The following is a 1,597-nucleotide window of genomic DNA, read 5'->3' on the forward strand; positions in this document are numbered from 1 at the left end:
CGGCGCCCTGCCGGTGACGGCGCCGGGCGGGCTCGCCGCCACCGAGGCGCGGCTCGGCGGCCAGCTGCGGCCCGATGGCGGCCTGCAGGGCGACGTCTCGGTGGTCGGCAAGGATCTCGACGCCAGCCTGGCGCGGATCGGCGTCCGGCTGCCCGCCTCCGCGTCCCGGCCCGGCGTCTTCGCCCTGCGCGCCACGGTGCAGGCCCGGGCGGACGAGGCCGGGGTGGAGCGGATCGAGCTGACCGACCTGACCGCCGATCTCGGCGACATGCGCGCCGCCGGCGGCATCGCCGTCACCCTGGCCGCGGTGCCGCGGGTCGAGGCGACGCTCGGCTTCAACCGCCTGGCCCTGGCCGACTGGGTCGGCGACGACGTCGATCCGGCGACTTTGGCCGGCCGCCTGGCCGCGGCGCTGTCGCGCAAGGCCGCGCTGCCGGTCGCCGGCACGCTCGACCTGTCGGTCGCGGCGCTGGCGGTGCGCGACGGGCTGGTGCGCGATCTGCGGCTGCAGGCGACGCTCGACCCGGCCCGGATCGGCCTGACCCGGCTCGCCTTCGGCCTGCCCGGCGGCGCCTCGGCCGCGGCCTCCGGCGCTGTCCGCCTCGACGGCGACCGGCCGGCGGCGGACCAGCTCTCGGTCCAGCTCGCGGCCGAGGATCTGCGCGGCGCGCTCGACTGGGCCGGCATCGATCCGGGCGCAGTCCCGGCCACGGCGCTGCGCCGCGGCAAGGTCGCCGGCACCCTGAACGGCGACGTCGCCAATCTGCGGGTGTCCGGCCTCGACGCCGATCTCGACGGCAACCGGCTGACCGGCGCCCTGACCTATGTCGGCGGCGACCGGCCCGGACTCGGCGCCCGGCTGACCATCAGCCGGCTCGACATCGACGCCTACCGCCCGGCCGGCGCGCCGCCGCTCGCCGGCCTGCTGCAATCCGACCCCGCGCTGCGCGACCGCGTCCTGGCCGCGCTGACCGGGGCCGACGTCAATCTCGACGCCACGGTCGATGCCGTGGCGGTCGACGGCGCCGCCTTCACCGGGCTGCGGCTCGAGGCGACGCTGGCCCAGGGCGCGCTCACCCTCCACAGCGGCCGCGTCGAGGGGCCGGGCGGGATGGGGCTCAGCCTGAACGGCGCCATCGGCCGGCTCGCCACCCTCGGCGACATCGACCTGCAGGCGACGCTCGACGCCCAGGACCCGTCGGCGCTGCTGCGCGCGCTGCGCCTGCACGGGGCGGTGCCGACGCCGCCGGCCGGCCCCCTCAAGGCCTCGCTGCGGCTGCGCGGCGACCCGGCTTCGCTGTCGGTCGACGGCACGCTCGACGCGCTCGGCGGCACGGTGGCGCTGGGCGGCAGCCTGTCCGACGCGGCCACGGCGCCGCACGCCGTCCTCGGCCTGCGCCTGACCCATCCGGACCTGCCGGGCCTGCTGCAGCGGGTCGGCGAGGGCGGCTTGGCGGCGCCCGATCTCGGCGGCATCGACCTCTATGCCGATGCCGACTGGGCCCGCGGCCGGCTGCGCCTCGATAACCTGCAGGGCACGGTCGGCCCGGTGTCGCTGGGCGGCACGGTCGAGCTCGACGCGGGCCCAGTCGGCATC

General features: G+C 78.3%; 1 pseudogene. It reads left to right on the forward strand.

The annotated features are described in order from the left end of the window. Positions 1-1,597 (forward strand): annotated as a pseudogene (locus tag ACTOWL_RS37855) (hypothetical protein); the annotation flags it as partial.

It is taken from the genome of Inquilinus sp. CA228, from assembly GCF_052078665.1.
GTDB lineage: Bacteria > Pseudomonadota > Alphaproteobacteria > DSM-16000 > Inquilinaceae > Inquilinus.